Source organism: Chroococcidiopsis sp. (assembly GCF_051657925.1).
GTDB lineage: Bacteria > Cyanobacteriota > Cyanobacteriia > Cyanobacteriales > Chroococcidiopsidaceae > Chroococcidiopsis.
On record NZ_JBOFLP010000347.1, the window covers coordinates 1 to 14,486 of the forward strand.

Here is a 14,486-nt window from a genome sequence, read left to right on the forward strand (position 1 = left end):
TTGGCAATTTGTCCTTTTACTGCTAAATGGGGAATGTAATAAGCATTATCTACGTGTAACATTGCCCGCAAAAGTACGGGAGGAGATAAATCCAAACTCCAGCCACCATCGGCGTATAAATCTACATCTAAAGCAACAATTTTGCCCTCATTGGTAAAACCAACTTTATATTGTCCTAAAAAGCCGTGACGCTTGCCCGTCAAAATCATATCGTGGTGACGTTTTAATTTTACCCGCACCGGACGACCTGTTTTACATGCTGCGATCGCGGCTACACCTGCGAATGGATTTGCCTGCGATTCTTTTCCACCAAATCCGCCACCCATTCTGATACAAGTGACGACAACTTGATTTTTAGTAATTCCCAACACGCGGGAAACGACAATTTGTGTTTCTGTAGGATGCTGGGTAGAAGCATAAACTTGATAATTACCTTCCCCATCTGGTATTACCCAACTCGCATGGGTTTCTAGGTAGAAATGATCCTGACCGTTCATCGCCATTTCACCTTCAAGATAGCAATCTACCTGCTGTAAAGCTGTTGCCGGATCGCCTCGTTTAATCACTCTCGGTTTAAAATGAAAGCTATCTGCTGCGATCGCGTCTTTTATCGTCAAGATTGGTTCTAGTGGTTCGTATTCGACGACAACTTTTTCTGCACCCAATCTTGCAGCTTCATCGGTTTCTCCTGCTACCCAAACTACTGCTTGTCCGTAGTAGCTAATTTCCTCATCGGGAAGTAGGATTTCATCGTAGACAATCGTTCCAGTATCGTTTACGCCTGGTACATCTGCGGCGGTGATGACTGTGACGACACCATCGATTTCGTATGCGCCAGCAGGATCGATTTTTGTAATTCGTGCCTTTGCGTGGGGAGAGAGTACGGGGTAGAGGGAAAGCATCCCTGCTGGTAAGCGTTGGTCATCAGTATAAATTGCTTTGCCGCTAACATGTCCAACTGCGCTTTCGTGGCTTCTTTTTTCTCCTACTGTCATCTCGTTCCCCTCAAGGTTATGTGATTTTGGTCGCGCAAAGACGCTAAGGCGCAAAGATAAGAAGATAATAGGTTCAATTCCAATTACCAATTACCGATTACCCATTACCAATTTCCACAAAAAACTTCTCAAACAAATTGGCAACCAACATTTTGCGATATTCGGCACTCCCGCGTAAATCTGTTAGTGGTGTAAAGGCTTGTTTTAATTCTTGCTTTGCCTGTTTTACTGTCTCGGCGTTCCAAGGTTGACCAATTAACGTTGATTCTACTGCTATTGCCCTGGCTGGTGTTGCAGCAACTCCGCCATATGCGAGTCTGGCGTGTTTGATTTGGTTGCGATCGCCTAGATCGATCGTAAATGCAGCTGCGACAATACTAATATCATCCGTACCGCGTTTCCCAACTTTATAAGATTGACTCAAACGGCGAGTTGCGCCTACTGTAATAGTTTTGGGAATTTGGACGGAGACAATCACTTCCCCAGGCTGCAAGTCTGTTTTTCTATATCCTTTGAAAAAACCTGCGATGGGAAGAGTTCTTTCACCTCCACTCCCAGCTATACGTAATTGGGCATCCAATGCGAGTAATACTGGGGGCAAATCGCCAATTGGTGAAGCTGTACCAATGTTACCGCCTAATGTGGCTCGGTTTCTAATTTGACGCGCCGCAAACCAGTGCAGCATCTCATCCATTGCTGGAAAGACACCGTGTAGGCGATCTTCAATCTGACTTAGCGGTACTGCTGCCCCAATTTCCACCAATTCAGGTGTGTTTGTCAGTGTTTTCAATTCTGCTACCGCTTCTAAGGAAATTAGCACCGGAAAGTTTTTGCTATGGTGGCTCATTTCCAGTCCTAAATCTGTTGCCCCTGCAACTAAGCTAGCGTCAGGATGCTGTTGCAGTAATTCTAAAACTGTCTGTAACTGCGTCGGGCGATAAAACTTTTGGTTCTCGCAAGTGTAGCTAATTTGACTGACTTGAGTTGTTGCTTGTGCTAATTTCTGGCTGAAACAATCGCCGAGTGGCTGCATTTGCATGACTTGTTGGGCAGCACGGCGAATTGGCAAATATCCCGTACAACGGCATAAGTTCCCCTCTATTGCCATATCGTCTACTTTGCCGTCGTAGTAGGCAGCGAACATACTCATAATAAAGCCAGGGGTACAGTAACCACATTGGGAACCGCCTGTTTCTACCATGGCGGCTTGAACTGGATGTAATTGCCCATTAGCAACCCCTTCTACAGTAATAATTTCTCTTCCCGCTACTGCACCCAAGGGGATAAGACAGCTATTCACAGCTTGATAGTAGGGTTTTCCATCTGCGCCTTCGCCTACAATGGCAACAGTACAAGCCCCGCAGTCGCCATCGCCACACCCTTCTTTCGTGCCAATGCGCCCACTTTGCCGCAAGTACTCTAACAGCGTTATCGTAGGTGAGACATCTTTCAGGCGGACTGTTTCGCCATTGATGGTTAAAATTAAGCGTTCTGGTGATAATTGCTGCACTTTCTAAATCCGCTTGTTAAAAAGTGACTTCGCGATCGATCTTAGACGAGTTAGCCACTGGGCTGCATAAAAGTGCTTGACCAATGCGATCGCGCCATCCAATTAAATTTATTTAAGTATACTGTATACAAAAAAATGCAAGAATAAAAGTATTCTGAAATACTTAAATGGGGAAATTGTGGCGATCGCGACCTCTAGTACTTTGCTGAGAGACGCTTAATCCTACTTCACTATTGTTAAAAATTTTTAGAAAATGCCGCAGCGATCGCAAATTGCAGTAAATTCGTTTTTGGTTGTAGTCTTATATTCATAAGGAATCTAGCAATATGTTTTCAGCATCGTTTTTACCATCAATCCTAGTTCCGCTGACGGTTCTAGTATTTCCTTCCGTAGCAATGGCTTTGTTGTTTCTCTACATCGAGCGTGAAGACCCTTCAGGGATCTAGAGAATTCGGAATGCTGAATTAACTCTGTTAACTAGGCACTGTTTCCTAATTCCTAACTAAAAAACCGCTTATCCAGTCTAGGTAAGCGGTTTTTTAGCATTATAGTCAATAACGGTAAACGCGAGCGCGAAAAACTTCAGCCAGCTATTTCAGCATTGCAAAAATAAAGCGATCGCTTAAAATCAGCCAAAAGCCTCGCATTTCAGCTTTTTGACCTTTGACTTTTGACTTTTGCAAGTTCTTACAACGAGGAACCTAAATGAGTGTAAGAACCGTAAAAGAATGTTCCAACAACAACAATCACGCCCAAACCAGCAATAGTTGCTACAACCCAAAGGGGTATTCTTCCACTTCCAGACACAGCTTTTTCTCCTGCCTAAATTACACAGTTAGATAAATTAAAGACAACAGCCTTGAATCTAGTTAGTTGAAGAAATAACTAGAAAACAGAATGCCCAGCACGAATATTAGCAGCAAACCCAAGTATAGGGAAGTCCGGTTTAATTCTACAGGCTGGTTATTAGGGTTTTTCGATCTTTCTAATGGCATAAACTTCTCCTATCGCTGAATGAACTGCATAGAAGCGATCGCACCTAAGAAAAATACTGTTGGTACAGCTAAGGTGTGAACTGCTAGCCAGCGGACGGTAAAAATTGGATATTGAATTGGTTGATTGACTTGATTGGTATTCATTTCAAACTACTTTCCTATAAAGTCTTCGATTTGCTTTCTGCTTTCAAAGCGATCGCTCACGATTGGCAACTCTTGCCGTTCTTGAGGATAGTATTCGTTTGGTCGGGGTGTCCCAAATACATCATAGGCAAGACCAGTACTAACGAATAACCAGCCAGCGATAAACAAAGCTGGAATAGTAATACTGTGAATCACCCAGTAACGCACGCTGGTAATAATATCCGAAAACGGACGCTCACCTGTCGTTCCTGACATTTATCTTCCTCCATTAAGAACCATTACTTTCTTACTCATTATCATACGAAACCTTGACCAGTAGTTAGCGATTAGTCGGGAGTAAAGAATGGGTGTGAACATTTGATAATTGGTTGACAGTTGACAGCTATCAGTAGCTAGTGGCTGGTGGCTGGTGGCTAGAATTGCTTCCTCTGCTTTCTTCTCCCCTTGTCTTCCTTGTCTCCTTTGTCTCCCTTGTCTCTTTCTTCCCGACTCCCCAAATTCATTAAGCCGATTCTGCTTGACCTTGATAACGCAGCAAAATTCCGCGCTGACCGATAATAAATCCTTTCTCTGGAGAGAGAAAGACGATCTTGTAAAGATTCGAGGGGACTGATTCTACACCTCGGTCTTTTTGCCAAGTTTTCCCGCCATCTCGACTGCAAAGTAGATTACCGCTACCACCAGTCACCCAAATTTCTTCAGGTGTCCGGTAAGCCAAATCTAACAATCCCCAACTAGTAGATAACTCTGGATTTTGTACTTCTTCCCATTCTTCTGTATTATCTGCCTTAGTAAATTGCACCTGACCGCCTCGTGCCAGCATCCATACACGCCCGTCTTTACCAAATCCCATATTTTGCAGGCGACGGGAACTATTCCGGTTATGACCTTGCCATGCCGTTTGACCTGGTTCCCAGGTTGAATAGAAATTCCCCTTAGCAGAAACAGCAATGTACTTACCATCTTCAGAACGCGCTACGTTTCGCAGCACGCCTACGGCTTCCTGTACCATTGCTTTCCAGTTTTTACCCCCGTCAGTAGTGCGGTAAATTGCACCTACATCTGTAGTCATCTCCGCTGACTGTTGACCCAGCGCCACGATCGTGTTTGGGTTGCCTGGTAGCTTTTCACTTAAGAGAATCCGCGACCAAGTTTCGCCACCATCATTTGTATGTAGCAGTAAAGATGGTTCGCCCACAATCCATCCTTCTTGACCGGAAAAACTCACGGAAGACAGAATAAAGTTTTTGTCACCTAAATCCAAACTCTTCTGCTGCCAGGTTTTGCCACCATCCTTAGTTTCAAATAAAGCAGATTTATTCCCTACTAGCCAGCCATGTTGAGTATCTTCCGTAAAGCCAACATCTTGCAAGTTAACATCCGTTGGTAAAGTAACTACCTCCCAAGGATTGTAACTAGTAGAGGGAACGCTACTACAGCCGACGCACAGCAACACGACTGCTACGAGGACAACAATCTTTTGCCAAAATTTTAACGGTGAAAACATGCTGATTTTACGTGCTCTACTTAAACAAATTGAATGTATTGTAAGAATATTTCAGTATGCCGATAGGTCGAATGAAAGCCTATCTACTTAGTCAGCATACAGATAGATGGTTAGGCGATCGCCGTCTGCACCAAGCTTGCCTGACAGCAGGTTCACTGTAACCCATATAGGCTGAGAAAAAACAAGACGGCTAATGCTAAAGCACCGAAGATCAAAATGTTCTTCTGACCTGGAGTGAGCTGATTTACGCCAAGCCCGTAGCCGAGATTTTCCTTAAAGCCAGAGGCTTGTCCCACTGGACCAATGTTGGCAAATGCGTTTTTACGCGCTCCACAAACTGGACATCGCCAAGTAGAAGATAGTTCTGCAAATGGTATGCCAGGGGCAATATCGTGCTTATCATCGCCGCGATCGGGTTCGTACACATAGCCGCAAGCCCGACATTCATAGCGGTCTAGCGCTTGGGTATCAATAGCTGGTTCGCTCATAGTAAGGCAAATGAGAAAGTAGAGGCGCAAAACTTAAAATCATGTTAAAAATTATGACGCGAAATGACTTCTTCTACAAGGGGTGAGGGAGCAGTTATCAGTGACCAGCGACTGATTAACATGCACCACTCTCTCTTACAAATTCCGAATTTTCCTCACTCCTCACTCCTCACTCCTCATCCCTAACTCATGCATAGATTTTTTCAATCAAAAGCAGAACTGAATCGAATGATGTCAAGAGTTAGGTTTTGCTAGTGGGTGAAACCCAAATATATATAATATGTAAAGACAGATAACAAAACTATTGACTCTAGCAACGGTAATTATCCATCGTGTTTGTTCTTAGCGGCTACGAGTATTTACTAGGCTTTCTCTTAATCTGTAGTTTAGTTCCAGCGCTTGCCCTTTCTGCATCTAAGCTCCTCCGACCGAGCGGACGCAGCCCAGAACGCCGGACGACATACGAATCAGGCATGGAACCCATAGGCGGAGCCTGGATTCAGTTCAATATCCGCTACTATATGTTTGCGCTGGTCTTCGTGGTCTTTGATGTAGAGACAGTATTTCTCTATCCTTGGGCAGTTGCATTCCACACTCTCGGACTTTTGGCTTTTATTGAAGCCCTCATTTTCATTGCAATCTTAGTTGTTGCCCTTGTATATGCATGGCGTAAAGGAGCTTTGGAATGGTCTTAAATATCGATCCAGCCGGACAAAAAGAACGTATCATTAACCCAATCGAGCGCCCTTCAGTTACTCAAGAACTATCTGAGAACGTCATTCTCACTACAGTTGACGATCTCTATAACTGGTCTAGACTCTCTAGTTTGTGGCCTCTGTTGTTCGGTACGGCTTGTTGCTTTATCGAATTTGCGGCTTTGATTGGCTCGCGGTTTGACTTCGATCGCTTCGGACTCATCCCCCGTTCTAGCCCCCGTCAGGCTGACTTAATCATCACCGCCGGCACGATCACGATGAAGATGGCTCCGCAGTTGGTGCGGCTTTACGAGCAAATGCCTAATCCTAAGTATGTAATTGCTATGGGTGCTTGTACCATCACTGGTGGTATGTTTAGCGTGGATTCGCCTACCGCTGTACGGGGTGTCGATAAATTGATTCCCGTCGATGTTTACTTACCTGGCTGCCCTCCTCGCCCGGAAGCTATCATCGATGCCATCATCAAGTTACGCAAGAAAATCGCTAATGAGTCGATGCAAGAGCGGACTCCGATTAAGCAAACTCACCGCTACTACAGCACGACCCATAGTATGAAGGTTGTACCACCTATCAGCGATGGTAAATATTTACAGGTTGCTGCACGGCAAGCGCCGCCGAAGGAGCTGACAGAGGCAATTGGTATGCCCATACCACCAGCCCTGCAATCAGCTGCCAAAAAAGAGGAGGTGAACCGTGGCTGAAGAAGAAATAAAAGAAGAGACTAAACCCGTACCTGCCGAACAAACAAAAATTGTTGAAGCTGGAAAGATTTCCAAGTGGTTGAAGGACAATGGCTTCGAGCATGAAGTTATGGAGCCAGACCACCTAGGTGTGGAGATTATTAAAGTCGATCGCAATTTTCTCTTGCCGATTGCGACAGCACTCTATGCTTACGGTTTTAACTATCTCCAGTGTCAGTGCGGCTACGATTCTGGTCCAGGACAAGATTTAGTCAGCATGTATCATTTAATCAAGCTGAGCGATAATGCTGACAGACCAGAGGAAGTGCGCATTAAAGTTTTTCTACCCAGAGAAGACCCCCGCGTACCTTCCGTCTACTGGATTTGGAAAGCTGTAGACTGGCAAGAACGAGAATCCTACGACATGTTTGGCATTGTCTACGAGGGACATCCAAAATTGAAGCGGCTGCTCATGCCGGAAGATTGGGTTGGTTTTCCCTTACGTAAAGATTACGTCTCCCCTGACTTCTACGAATTGCAGGATGCTTTTTGATTTTTGTAGAGACGTTACGTGTAACGTCTCTACAAATTTTTGACATAAATGCGATCGCAGCGTGCTGTTTCTACCCCTGTTGCAGGTTGATAGCCGCTGCTTTCGTAGAGTTCGATCGCTTCTACAAGAACGCTAGCGGTTTCAATCCAAATTTGCTGAAAATTTCGAGCTGCGATCGCTTTTTCTAATTCTTGTAATAAAAATCTCCCCAAACCCAACCTTCTCGCTTGGGGTAAAAGATACATTTTTCTAATTTCTACAACTTTCTCACCGCGATGGAAAGGATAGTAGCCAGCCGTTCCCACTATTTGACCTTGAGATTCAATTACCCAAAACTCCCCACCAGTGACTAAATAATAATTTTCGACCTCCAACACATCTCGATCAGCACCTACAGGTTCCCAATCCAAACCATATTCTGCCAACACAGAACCAATCACCTCTGCTACTGGGTCGCGATCGCCTGTTTGCCAATCTCGAATGAGAAAATCTTTGTAAATAGCTTGCATAAATGGTAATGGGTAATGGGGAAGTCAAAAGTCAAAAGTCAGAAGTCAAAAGACAAAACTAGAGCCACACAAATGACAAATGACGAATGACAAATGACAACTTAACTATGTATTCTCGGTTGAGGATGTAGAGTCGATAATAACTGACTCTCTACTACAGCTAATTCTTCTAGCCTTTGGGTGAACGCAGCGCGATCGAAATAAGTATCTGCCAAAATCCAATACGTCCCAAAATGTCTGGCTTCCGAAGCCATCAAACCGCGATAAAATTTAGCTAGCTCTGGTTCTGGGCAATGGGTGGCTAAAAGTCCTAACCGTTCGTGACTGCGAGCTTCAATCAAACCAGAGACGAGCAAAGAATCCAACATCCGTTCTGGCTCTTTGGCACGAATTTGCGCCTTTAACCCCGCGCCATAAGGAGGTGGTGCTAAAGGTGCTAGAGGAATTCCTCGCCGTTCTAACCATTGGTTCACCTGCTCGAAGTGTTCCAATTCTTCCCGGGCGATCGCTGTTAGCGATCGGACTAATTTTTGGCTCGAAGGGTAACGAAATATTAAATTTAGAGCTACCCCAGCTGCTTTGCGTTCGCATTGGGAATGATCCAATAAGATGGTATCCAAGTTAGCGATCGCTTGTCCTACCCACTCCTCAGTGGTTGGGACTACTAGAGCGTTGATTTTGGCGACTGTTAAATCGGCTACATTCATACTTACTTAATTTCACTAGAGCTGATTTTTTTGGCTTAAGCCATAATTAAAATGAAAGATTAATATCTTCCAAACATTCTTCACTCATTCTTTAACCAATATCTCCTTGAGTACAGATAGGCTGGAATCAACAAGCGGTATTATTGTTAACCCAAAACTTCTATGAGCGCAGCGCACCAACGTCGCATTATTATCGGTGATGTGCACGGTCACTATGACGGACTGATGATTTTGCTTGAGGCGATCGCCCCTGGCGCAGCCGATGAAGTTTATTTCTTGGGAGACTTAATCGATCGCGGACCACAAAGTGCACAAGTCGTTGATTTTGTCAAGCAAAGTCCTTACTCTTGCTTGCTTGGCAATCACGAACAAATGCTGCTAGATGTGTTGACTAAACGCGCTTCTAATCAAATTCGCCAAGCTTGGCTTTATAGCGGCGGATATGAGACTTTAAGCAGTTACAAAACAGCCACTATTCCTCGCGATCATATCGAATGGCTGCAAACCTTGCCTACTCACCTCGACTTAGGCGATATTTGGTTAGCTCATGCTGGACTCGATCCCAGGCTGCCCTTGGAAGAGCAGTCAGTCGAGCAATTTTGTTGGGTGCGGCAGGAATTCCACAGCATGAAGCAGCCCTTCTTTGAAGACAAACTCATTATTGTCGGTCATACAATCACGTTTACCCTACCAGGAGTACGCCCTGGAGAACTTGCCCAAGGACAAGGTTGGTTGGATATCGATACTGGTGCTTATCATCCCAGAAGCGGTTGGCTCACAGCAGTTGATATCAACAATCAGATTGTTTATCAAGTCGATGTCTACGATAAGCTAGTTCGGACATTGCCTCTGTCAGAAGCCGCAATTCGCATTAATCCTGCCCAGGTGTTAGCGCGATTGTAGAGACACTCTACCGAACGTCTCTACAAATAAAAATTAACGTAATAGCGGGCGAATTCTGACTCTATAGGCAGCGCTATCTAACCCATCGCCCTCATCTGCTGCTTGAGAGTCGATCGCTTCTCTTAGTCTGGCAATACGGCTCTGAGTGGCTGGATGAGTACTCAAAACAGCAGGTGTGGAACCACCTTTCTTTAATAATTTCTCCATAAACGAAACCATTGCTTCTCGATCGTAGCCAGCTCGTCCTAAAATCTCTAACCCTGTCGTATCTGCTTCGTATTCATCTTTACGACTATTAGGACGGCGCAAAGCCAGATCGACACCAATCGCCACAGCTCGGTTACGGTTTAAGCCAGCCGCAGTTGCCAGTCCCCCGGCGATCGCCGTGCTACGCATTTGCTTAATCAAATGACGATTGGTAATGTGACCGATTTCGTGACCTAGTACGCTCGCTAATTCTGCCTCGTTATCGGCAGTACGCAGCAATTCAGTGGTGACGTAGACAAAACCTCCAGCCGTAGCAAAGGCATTGACGCTGTTATTATCTACAATTTGAAACTGATAAGGAAGATTAGGGCGATCGCTCTCGGCGGCTACCCGTTCTCCTACCCGTTCTACATAGCGATTGACGCTCGCGTTGCGATAGAGACGAAATTCTTTTCCAACCATCTGTTGGTTAATTTGCTTGCCTAACTCGACTTCCTCTTCCTCAGAAACATCAGACAGTTGGATGATTTGCGCTCCCTGTTGAATCAGATCGAACCAGGAAATGGCTTTTGCCAACCCAGCCGAACCGACCAGTAAGCCGACTACTACTGATAGTGATATGAGCGGATAAAGCCAGCGACGCTGGGTACGACGAGAGAACGAAAATAATAGGTTGAACATCGCCGGGAATTGTTGTTTGAAAGACTGAAAAATTTTTAAACTTGCTGTAATGATAGACGGGCAAAAAAGCTTTTGGTTGCCATTAGCTAGGAGTTAGGGAGGTGGCAAGGGAGAAGTCGGGTATTTGTAAGTCGTAAGTCACTACTCACTGATAACTGATAACTGATGAGCAGTTCTTGTCTATTCAAATCGTAAAATATCTCTCATCGCAGTAGAATCGTGCTACCCTTTCATTGACTAGCGACCAGTAAACATTTATCAGCGACAGGCGATCGGCAACCAGTGAATTTTGACTTTTGACTTTTGATTCGTTTCCCCTTGTTCCCTCGTCTCTTCCCCTAAGTATGAAAATTTTAGATTCCCAAGGGCGTTTATTTGGTAAGGTCAGTCTCCTCGATATTGGAGCAGCCTTAGTTATTTTCTTGGTAGTGGTGGGGATCTTTTTCTTCCCTGGCACTTCTGGAGCGCAAATTGGCGTGACTACCAAACCTGTAGAAATTGACGTGATCGTGCGGGGTTTGAGCGTGCGCGATCCGCAACAGCTATTTGAGCAGGGACTAAAGCCAGGTGGAAAAACCAATATCATCATCCGCAATCAGCCTTACGGTCAGGTAGGCGTGAAAGCTGTTAAACAACTACCGAGAACCACCCTCGTACCTCAACCTGATGGCTCCGTGAAAGTTTTGCCCGATCCACGCGAAAATCAATACATTATGGATATGGTTGTCACCCTAGAAGGCAACGCTCAAATAACTAAGAATGGTCCAGTAATTGGGAATAGCAAACTCAAAATTGGTATTCCTGCTCAGTTAGAAGGCTTTAATTATGATTTTACTGGTGGTGTCATCGCTCTGAGATTTCCAGAGAAAGGATGAATGAGAATTCGGAATTCGGAATTCGGAATTGAGAGTGGGGGCGCAAGATGTTCCGTCTGTAAAGAGTTTAAGCAACAGCAGCTACAGAGCTAGTTAACGAAGGCAAAAATTGCCGAATCAGTCCGATTGTCACAGCTGGGAGTTCTAGCTGGGGTGTCAATCCGACTTCTGGCAAACTTTGAAAAATCTTAATGGCTTGAGGATTGATCTGGGCAAATCGCTGTCCGATTTCTGGGGAAGTGAATTCAGATTTTTGTCCCCAGATGATGGCAGTAGGAACTATTAGTTGAGGAATATAGAGAGATAAGTCGAAGCACAAGTCGCCACGGACAAAAGATAAGGCGGCGTATTCAGCGTTGGGTTGGGTAGCAGATTCGAGGTAAGCAGCGACTATTTCTTCATAAATACGGTTGGGTTGGGCAAACTGGCGCTGTTCTAAGAAACTACGAATCCCGTTACTCGTAGCAACTCCCGTGCTGTACAGCAGGCGATCGAGAATGGGAACGCTGACGATCTGGGCAAAGAAACTGCGGGAATAGTTTTCGCCAAAATCAGATAGTCCGGCAGGTGTAGTCAAGATTAAAGACTGAAATAATTCTGGACGAGCGATCGCTACCCTAATGACCATCGCCGCTGTCAGGGAGGAAGCAATAACTGTTACCGCACCCTGACAAGTCTGTTCTAAAAATTCCGCGATCGTCGTGAGATAGTCTTCAACGCGATAACTCCGTGCTGGATGCTCAGAGCGTCCCCAACCAATCAGATCGGGCGCTACAATGCGATACTCAGCCGCAAAAGCCGGATAAACCTTCGACCATTCGTAAGCTGAAGACCCGCCACCAAAACCATGTATGAAAACGAGAGTTGGTTTGTCAGTATTATCGGCTCCATCTTTCAACCAAGGTTCTCCAGCATCGGTATAGTAAACCATTCTGCCTAGAGAGGTCATCACAGAACGCTGTTCAAATCCAGGTGGTAAAAACATAATTTGTTATTGGTCATTGGTCACGATTGGTCATTTGCAAGTAGCTAGCCACTAGCCACTAGTCACTGGTCACTGGTCACTGTTTCTAGTTCCTACCTCACGGGTTCTGCTTTTTCTACTGATTTATCGGTGACTCCCAAAGTCAGTTTTAGGGGCGTGCGCGTGGGACGAGCTTTGACAACTTGACGATAGACTTGATAATTCGTAGGTAAAGTAACTTGGCGATCGCCTTGGGGATAACTGAACTGATACTCCACAGATTTGATTAACTCTGGAGGACTCGCTCGTTCGCCCGATTTCTTTCTTTGTTCTACCTCATCGACTGTAGGGCGTGATGGTAGAGCCGCCCACCACAGTCCTCGGTCGTCGGGACCAGTGACCGCGCCCATTGGTTTAATCCCGTTACGATTGATTAAAGATGTGGAAGCAAAGGTTTCAAATCGAGGTGATTTGTTATTAAGGTCGATGGCATACTTGACTTGCCAAGTGTAAATTGTTTTTGCAGTAGCTTCGTATTGGTCAATTGTTAGATTAGAACAACCACTTAGGGCGATCGCGAGCGCACCCCCCACTACCATTAGTCGATACCAAGAATTTCTCATCAGTTATCAGTTGTCAGTTATCAGTTATCAGCGAGTCGGGAAATTTTAACTTTTGACTTTTGACTTTTAACTTTTAACTTTCCCTACTCCCTACTCCCTACTCCCTCATTAATGCAGCTAGCGCCCTTCTTACCCCTAATGTATCGAATTCTCAAGCCATCGTTTCCTAGTTGCTTGTGGTCTGGTCACGATCGCGCCCGCTCGATTGCTTTGACTTTCGATGATGGTCCCCATCCTTCCCATACGCCTAAGTTACTAGAAGTTTTAGACCGCTATGCCATCCCTGCTAGTTTTTTTTGGCTGGGTGCTTGCGTTCGACGCTCTCCCGAGCTTGCCAAAGCAATTTACGAACGAGGACATTGGATCGGTAATCACGGCTACGACCATCGCTCTTTTCCCATGCTGACACCTACCGAGTTGCAACACAGCCTGGTAGCTACCCAAGAGGCGATCGCGACTGCTTGTGACTTACCTACTACCTGCGTCCGCGATGTCCGTCCGCCGAATGGTTTGTTTACCCCTCAAACCTTAAATTTGTTACATCAATGGAACTACAGACCCGTAATGTGGAGCGTGGTTCCTGAAGACTGGGTTCGTCCTGGGATAGCTGTTGTCGTTCAACGGGTCATGCAGCAGGTACAAAACGGTTCGCTGATCGTACTGCACGACGGTGCTTGTGGCGGTGCAGATGTTGCCGATGTTGCTGCTCTCTTAATTCCTCAATTGTTAAGCATGGGTTACGAATTTGTCACGATCGATACCTTGTGGCAACAATCTCTATCCCTTACGAGTCAAGGTTTTTCGTCTTCTTTAACTAGTGGCGATCGCTCTTTTTGACACAAATTTAGTGAATTTCTCGTGAGGGGAGCTGTCATCTGCCTTCAGTATTAATTACAATGACAGAGAAAAGTTTATTAGTTTGTCAAGAACACGTAGGTTGAAATATCCGTACAACCTCAGTTAACTTGTGATTATGATTGACGATCGAATCAGTTGCATCTCAATCAAAATTAGAACATTTGCACTAAGTGGTAAGTTTGATGTTTTGGAAAATGCCAAAACCTATTTCCGCACCAGTGCAGAGTTACTGGTACTACTATTGTCAATCGCGCTTAGGGGACACATGAACGACTAAACAAGGCTGAATAGGTGGTCTAGACTATTTTTCCTCGCAAAACACGCAATGGCAAAAAATGCTCTGCTCCTGTTGTCTTACACTACTAAGCATTACACTTCACCATCAATTTGCACTCTGCAACCTGGGTAGATCTACGCGATTTTTCTCCAGACTGCGGAAGACAAATTTAAGATGTAATTCGTAGGTGTAAATACAAATTGGGAAACAATTGAACTTGTCTTGACCTTCTGACTTCAAAATTAGAACACTAAATCTGCCCAAATTTTGTGAAACAGGCTACAATCGGAACGG

The 14,486-nt window shown here is 45.0% G+C and carries 21 protein-coding genes; 8 read left to right on the plus strand and 13 right to left on the minus strand.

Going from position 1 to position 14,486, the window contains the following annotated elements:
- Both ACRC32_RS27540 and xdhA read right to left on the minus strand, forming a co-directional pair.
- On the minus strand, nucleotides 1–995 hold a 995-nt coding region (locus tag ACRC32_RS27540), incomplete at its 3' end, for a molybdopterin cofactor-binding domain-containing protein (RefSeq protein ID WP_438556969.1).
- 97 nt (nucleotides 996–1,092) lie between these two features.
- Nucleotides 1,093–2,505: a xanthine dehydrogenase small subunit gene (gene xdhA, locus ACRC32_RS27545; RefSeq protein ID WP_438556970.1), complete on the minus strand. Its 1,413-nt coding sequence runs from the start codon at nucleotides 2,503–2,505 to the stop codon at nucleotides 1,093–1,095.
- Nucleotides 2,506–2,831: 326 nt separating this feature from the next.
- Between xdhA and psaI the strand changes: the two genes are divergently transcribed.
- Nucleotides 2,832–2,951, plus strand: coding sequence for a photosystem I reaction center subunit VIII (gene psaI, locus ACRC32_RS27550; protein WP_015154003.1), 120 nt, complete (start codon nucleotides 2,832–2,834; stop codon nucleotides 2,949–2,951).
- Nucleotides 2,952–3,192: 241 nt separating this feature from the next.
- On the opposite strand, the gene ACRC32_RS27555 is transcribed toward psaI, so the two are convergent.
- The 6 genes from ACRC32_RS27555 to ACRC32_RS27580 form a co-directional block, all read right to left on the minus strand.
- Entirely contained in the window at nucleotides 3,193–3,312 is a 120-nt protein-coding gene (locus tag ACRC32_RS27555) for a photosystem II reaction center protein J (protein ID WP_015154004.1), read from the minus strand.
- A gap of 62 nt (nucleotides 3,313–3,374) precedes the next feature.
- Entirely contained in the window at nucleotides 3,375–3,500 is a 126-nt protein-coding gene (locus tag ACRC32_RS27560; protein WP_015154005.1) for a photosystem II reaction center protein L, read from the minus strand.
- Nucleotides 3,501–3,509: 9 nt separating this feature from the next.
- Entirely contained in the window at nucleotides 3,510–3,644 is a 135-nt protein-coding gene (psbF, locus tag ACRC32_RS27565) for a cytochrome b559 subunit beta (RefSeq protein ID WP_015154006.1), read from the minus strand.
- Between the two features lie 6 nt (nucleotides 3,645–3,650).
- Nucleotides 3,651–3,899, minus strand: coding sequence for a cytochrome b559 subunit alpha (psbE, locus tag ACRC32_RS27570; RefSeq protein WP_039716502.1), 249 nt, complete (start codon nucleotides 3,897–3,899; stop codon nucleotides 3,651–3,653).
- 247 nt (nucleotides 3,900–4,146) lie between these two features.
- Nucleotides 4,147–5,151 carry a photosynthesis system II assembly factor Ycf48 gene (locus tag ACRC32_RS27575; protein ID WP_438556971.1) on the minus strand — a complete coding sequence of 335 codons (1,005 nt, stop codon included), beginning with the start codon at nucleotides 5,149–5,151 and terminating at the stop codon, nucleotides 4,147–4,149.
- A gap of 152 nt (nucleotides 5,152–5,303) precedes the next feature.
- The gene (locus tag ACRC32_RS27580) at nucleotides 5,304–5,639 is read right to left on the minus strand and encodes a rubredoxin (protein WP_015154009.1); all 336 of its coding nucleotides are present in this window, start codon (nucleotides 5,637–5,639) and stop codon (nucleotides 5,304–5,306) included.
- Between the two features lie 63 nt (nucleotides 5,640–5,702).
- On the opposite strand from ACRC32_RS27580, the gene ACRC32_RS27585 reads away from it, so the two are divergent.
- The 4 genes from ACRC32_RS27585 to ACRC32_RS27600 all read left to right on the plus strand — a co-directional run bounded on the left by ACRC32_RS27585 (nucleotide 5,703) and on the right by ACRC32_RS27600 (nucleotide 7,588).
- A complete protein-coding gene (locus ACRC32_RS27585; RefSeq protein WP_438556972.1) occupies nucleotides 5,703–5,825 on the plus strand; it encodes a hypothetical protein in 123 nt (40 codons plus the stop codon).
- 146 nt (nucleotides 5,826–5,971) lie between these two features.
- Nucleotides 5,972–6,334: a photosynthetic/respiratory NAD(P)H-quinone oxidoreductase subunit C gene (gene ndhC, locus ACRC32_RS27590; RefSeq protein ID WP_438556973.1), complete on the plus strand. Its 363-nt coding sequence runs from the start codon at nucleotides 5,972–5,974 to the stop codon at nucleotides 6,332–6,334.
- A complete protein-coding gene (gene ndhK / locus ACRC32_RS27595) occupies nucleotides 6,325–7,056 on the plus strand; it encodes a photosynthetic/respiratory NAD(P)H-quinone oxidoreductase subunit K (protein ID WP_438556974.1) in 732 nt (243 codons plus the stop codon). Before ndhC ends, ndhK begins: the two co-directional genes overlap by 10 nt.
- 7 nt (nucleotides 7,057–7,063) lie before the next feature.
- The gene (locus ACRC32_RS27600; protein ID WP_438556983.1) at nucleotides 7,064–7,588 is read left to right on the plus strand and encodes an NAD(P)H-quinone oxidoreductase subunit J; all 525 of its coding nucleotides are present in this window, start codon (nucleotides 7,064–7,066) and stop codon (nucleotides 7,586–7,588) included.
- A gap of 29 nt (nucleotides 7,589–7,617) precedes the next feature.
- Here the strand turns inward: ACRC32_RS27600 and ACRC32_RS27605 are convergent, their stop codons facing one another.
- The gene (locus tag ACRC32_RS27605) at nucleotides 7,618–8,097 is read right to left on the minus strand and encodes a GNAT family N-acetyltransferase (RefSeq protein WP_438556975.1); all 480 of its coding nucleotides are present in this window, start codon (nucleotides 8,095–8,097) and stop codon (nucleotides 7,618–7,620) included.
- A gap of 101 nt (nucleotides 8,098–8,198) precedes the next feature.
- Nucleotides 8,199–8,804 carry a tRNA-(ms[2]io[6]A)-hydroxylase gene (locus ACRC32_RS27610; protein WP_438556976.1) on the minus strand — a complete coding sequence of 202 codons (606 nt, stop codon included), beginning with the start codon at nucleotides 8,802–8,804 and terminating at the stop codon, nucleotides 8,199–8,201.
- A 162-nt stretch (nucleotides 8,805–8,966) separates the two neighbouring features.
- Between ACRC32_RS27610 and ACRC32_RS27615 the strand changes: the two genes are divergently transcribed.
- On the plus strand, nucleotides 8,967–9,707 hold the full coding sequence (locus ACRC32_RS27615; protein ID WP_438556977.1) for a metallophosphoesterase family protein: 741 nt from the start codon (nucleotides 8,967–8,969) through the stop codon (nucleotides 9,705–9,707).
- A gap of 33 nt (nucleotides 9,708–9,740) precedes the next feature.
- Here the strand turns inward: ACRC32_RS27615 and ACRC32_RS27620 are convergent, their stop codons facing one another.
- A complete protein-coding gene (locus ACRC32_RS27620) occupies nucleotides 9,741–10,595 on the minus strand; it encodes a M48 family metallopeptidase (RefSeq protein ID WP_438556978.1) in 855 nt (284 codons plus the stop codon).
- Nucleotides 10,596–10,939: 344 nt separating this feature from the next.
- On the opposite strand from ACRC32_RS27620, the gene ACRC32_RS27625 reads away from it, so the two are divergent.
- Nucleotides 10,940–11,470: a DUF4330 domain-containing protein gene (locus tag ACRC32_RS27625; RefSeq protein ID WP_438556979.1), complete on the plus strand. Its 531-nt coding sequence runs from the start codon at nucleotides 10,940–10,942 to the stop codon at nucleotides 11,468–11,470.
- 67 nt (nucleotides 11,471–11,537) lie between these two features.
- Here the strand turns inward: ACRC32_RS27625 and ACRC32_RS27630 are convergent, their stop codons facing one another.
- Together ACRC32_RS27630 and ACRC32_RS27635 are read right to left on the minus strand one after the other, a co-directional pair.
- A complete protein-coding gene (locus ACRC32_RS27630; protein WP_438556980.1) occupies nucleotides 11,538–12,455 on the minus strand; it encodes an alpha/beta fold hydrolase in 918 nt (305 codons plus the stop codon).
- A gap of 92 nt (nucleotides 12,456–12,547) precedes the next feature.
- Nucleotides 12,548–13,057, minus strand: a complete 510-nt coding sequence (locus tag ACRC32_RS27635; RefSeq protein ID WP_438556981.1) for a hypothetical protein — start codon at nucleotides 13,055–13,057, stop codon at nucleotides 12,548–12,550.
- A 111-nt stretch (nucleotides 13,058–13,168) separates the two neighbouring features.
- Between ACRC32_RS27635 and ACRC32_RS27640 the strand changes: the two genes are divergently transcribed.
- On the plus strand, nucleotides 13,169–13,894 hold the full coding sequence (locus ACRC32_RS27640; RefSeq protein WP_438556982.1) for a polysaccharide deacetylase family protein: 726 nt from the start codon (nucleotides 13,169–13,171) through the stop codon (nucleotides 13,892–13,894).
- Nucleotides 13,895–14,486: the final 592 nt, after the last annotated feature.